Origin of the sequence: Streptomyces sp. NPDC048352 (assembly GCF_040651895.1) — a bacterium.
Classification (GTDB): domain Bacteria; phylum Actinomycetota; class Actinomycetes; order Streptomycetales; family Streptomycetaceae; genus Streptomyces.
On record NZ_JBEZKZ010000156.1, the window covers coordinates 1 to 3,408 of the forward strand.

3 protein-coding genes are annotated in these 3,408 nt (G+C 73.7%); 1 reads left to right on the plus strand and 2 read right to left on the minus strand.

The genetic code is table 11. From position 1 onward, the window contains the following. Positions 1-279: 279 nt before the first annotated feature. Entirely contained in the window at positions 280-1,182 is a 903-nt protein-coding gene (locus AB0D45_RS34655) for a 3-hydroxybutyryl-CoA dehydrogenase (protein ID WP_361607220.1), read from the plus strand. 7 nt (positions 1,183-1,189) lie between these two features. Here the strand turns inward: AB0D45_RS34655 and AB0D45_RS34660 are convergent, their stop codons facing one another. Both AB0D45_RS34660 and AB0D45_RS34665 read right to left on the minus strand, forming a co-directional pair. Next, the gene (locus AB0D45_RS34660; protein WP_361607217.1) at positions 1,190-1,726 is read right to left on the minus strand and encodes an NUDIX domain-containing protein; all 537 of its coding nucleotides are present in this window, start codon (positions 1,724-1,726) and stop codon (positions 1,190-1,192) included. A gap of 53 nt (positions 1,727-1,779) precedes the next feature. Then, entirely contained in the window at positions 1,780-3,117 is a 1,338-nt protein-coding gene (locus AB0D45_RS34665; protein WP_362466649.1) for a transcriptional regulator, read from the minus strand. Positions 3,118-3,408 lie beyond the last annotated feature (291 nt).

Here is a 3,408-nt window from a genome sequence, read left to right on the forward strand (position 1 = left end):
CCGCCGGCCGCGCCCCTGCTCCCGCACCCGCTCCGGTCCCCGCCGCCGCTGCCGGGCCCCCGGCCGTGGCGGCCAGCGCGCCCGCGGCACCCGCGAGCAGCCCCCGCCGTCCGATCTGCGCCATGTGACGACTCCGTCCCTCTCCGTGACATTGTCCTGCGTGGGCACAGCATGCCCGCCCCGCTCCGCCGTCAGGGGCAACGCGGGAGTAACGTCGGGGGGCGTGGCGGGCGCCGGAATGCAGTTACCACTGCCGAACACGGGGGACCCGCGCGATGGATGAGCAGCGAAAGGCACGATGTGACGGACCTCTCTACCCCCCCGACCGACATCGCAAAGGTCGGCGTGGTGGGCTGCGGCCAGATGGGCGCGGGCATCGCCGAGGTGTGCGCCCGCAGCGGTCTTGAGGTGAAGGTCGCCGAGACCACCGGCGAGGCCCTGGAGATCGGCCGGGCCCGGCTGACCAACTCGCTGGCCAAGGCCGCCGAACGCGGCAAGATCAGCGAGGAGGAGCGGGACGCCACCCTGGCCCGCCTCACCTTCACCACCGACCTCGGCGAGTTCGCCGACCGCGACCTCGTCATCGAGGCGGTCGTCGAGAACGAGCAGGTCAAGACGGAGATCTTCCAGGTCCTCGACCAGGTGATCACCCGCCCGGACGCGATCCTGGCGTCCAACACCTCCTCGATCCCGCTGGTCAAGCTGGCCGTCGCCACGTCGCGGCCGGACCAGGTCATCGGCATCCACTTCTTCAACCCGGCGCCGGTGCAGAAGCTGGTCGAGCTGATCCCCGCGCTGACCACGGGCGAGGAGACCGTCAAGCGGGCCGAGGCCCTGGTGCGGGACGTGCTGGGCAAGCACGCCGTCCGCGCCCAGGACCGGTCCGGTTTCGTCGTCAACGCGCTCCTCGTGCCGTACCTGCTGTCCGCGATCCGGATGTTCGAGTCGGGCATCGCGAGCCGCGAGGACATCGACAACGGCATGGAGCTGGGCTGCGCCCACCCGATGGGCCCGCTCAAGCTGTCCGACCTGATCGGCCTGGACACCATCGCCTCGATCGCCGACTCGATGTACGCGGAGTACAAGGAGCCGCTGTACGCCGCTCCCCCGCTGCTCCAGCGCATGGTCGACGCGGGCCGCCTGGGCCGCAAGACGGGCTCGGGCTTCTACCCGTACGGCTGACGCACCCCTAGGGCCGGCCCCGTCGCAGGTGGTGCAGCAGGAGCAGCCCGGCCGCCATGTTGGCGGCCGGGATCTCCCCGCGCGCGATCATCTCCGGGACGAGCGCCAGGGGCACCCACGCGCGGCGTGAGGACTCGAAGCCGTCCTCCGGTTCGCCGACGTACGCGGCCCCGTCCGCCCAGTAGAGGTGGTGACGGGCGTCGGTCAGCCCGTTGGAGGGCTCCACGGTCATCAGGTGGTGGAGCGGGCCGGGCCGCCAGCCCGACTCCTCCTCCATCTCCCGTGCGGCCGCCGCCTCCACGGACTCCCCGTCCTCGACCACCCCGGCCGGCAGCTCCCAGCCCCAGCTGTCGGTGATGAACCGGTGCCGCCACAGCAGCAGCACCTCGTCGGCCTCGTTGACGGCCGTGGCGACGGCGACCGGCCGCAGCCGGATGACGAAGTGGTCCAGGTGCCGTCCGTCGGGGAGTTCGACGTCCGCCAGGTTCACGTCGAACCAGCGGTTCTTGTACACGGTCTGCTCACTCAGGTTCGTCCACTGCACGGTAGTGCCACCTTTCGCATCCGTTGGTGGCAACATGGCAGCAGTTCGCGCCCTCACAGGGGAACGCGGAGCGCCCCGTCGATGAGGTGCGCGGTCTCCTCGGCACCCGCGCACCCGCTGCTCAGCAGCTGTCCCCGCACCGCCCGCAGCCGGTCCCGCAGGCGCAGCGACTCCATCCCCTTGGCCCGCTCGGCCATTTCGGCCGCCGACGCCACCGCCCGGTCGGCCTCCCCCTGGCGCAGCTGGATCTCGCACAGCATCGCGAGGCGGTGCACCCGCCCCCGGTCGTGCGCGGGGGTCCCCGCCGCCTCGGCCGCCTGCTCGTGCGCCCCGTCGAGGTCCCCCAGGCTCAGCAGCGCCTCGGCCACCTGTACGTTGACCAGCCCGGGCTGGACGTAGCCGGTCTCGGCGGGCTCGGCGGCGGGCCGGATCCGCTCGGCGGCCGCCTCGGCGCGCCGGATGCAGGCCAACGCGGCGGAGGCGTCGCCGAGTTGCGCGTACGCCTTGGCCTGCATCGCGTACAGGTCGGCGCCCAGCGCCGGGGTGGTGTCCCGCCCGGCCGCCCGCAGCGCGGCCTCGGCGAAGGCGATGGCCTGGCGGTACTCCCTCAGGTGCAGCGACTGGTTGACGAGCAGCGCGATCACGTACGCCCCGAGCCCCCGGTCCCCGCTGGCCTTGGCGAGCCGCAGCGCCTGGTGGAAGTAGCGCTGGGCGAGGCCGTGGGCGTCGCAGTCGTACGCGCAGATCCCCGCGACCGCCACCAGGGAGCCCGTCGCCCGGTGCAGCGGGCGGCCCACCTCGTCGGAGTAGCTCCCGCGCAGCATCGGGGCGGTCTCGCTGCCGAGGAAGCGCACGATCCGGGCCCGGGTGGCCATCCCGCCGGCCCGGCGGTACATCAGCTCGTAGTGCGCGCGGGCGGCCCGCAGGACCTCGATGTGCTCGGGCCCGATCCGGTGCGGTCCGTCCCGGGACACGTCGGCGTCCTCGGGCGGGTTCTCCCACTCCCACACCGGGATGACGGCCGGGGTGCCGGTGAGGGCCTGCGCCGAGAGCTGCGCGGGCCGGCCCAGCTCGTCGGAGCGCCACAGGGCGGTGGCGCCGTCGACGAAGCCGCTGAGCCGGGTGGTGTGCGGTCTCGGCCCGCCGGGGATCCCGAGCCCGATGTCGTCGAGCCCGACGGGACGGTGCAGCCGGCCGCCGAGCACCTCGCAGATCAGGTCGGGCACCTGGCCGCGGGGGCGCTGCCCCTTCAGCCAGCGGGAGACCGCGGTGTGCTCGTAGCGCAGCGCGAGTCCGCGGGACCGGCCCGCCTGGTTGACGTGCGCGGCGAGGCCGGCGCGGGACATGCCCGCCTCGGCGAGGAGGGCGTCGAGCAGGGCGTTGGGCTGCATGGGCCCCTCCAAGGGCTCGTCGGCATCAGGCTAGTGGCTGGGCCGTGCGCGCGGGGGCGTTCCGCGGTTCCTTCACACGGGGTGTGAAGCGAGTGCGCGCATAAATGCGTTGCGCACCCTGCCGCGCGGGGGCCCCGGGACGGTTCACTGAAGAGCCTCGCCAAGGAGGCCGCCCGGTCGTCGGCTCCCCCTCGTACAGTGCGACGACCCGGCACCGCGCCGCCCGCGCCTGCTGTCTGCCCGACACTCCATGGCAGGCGCGGGCGGCGCTCCACCGCACCGCCGGGGCAG

What these genes read in the sequence shown, in the direction of transcription:
- AB0D45_RS34665 (WP_362466649.1), bottom strand. Translation starts at nt 3,117, where the DNA reads ATGCAGCCCAACGCCCTGCTCGACGCCCTCCTCGCCGAGGCGGGCATG.
- AB0D45_RS34655 (WP_361607220.1), top strand. Translation starts at nt 280, where the DNA reads ATGAGCAGCGAAAGGCACGATGTGACGGACCTCTCTACCCCCCCGACC.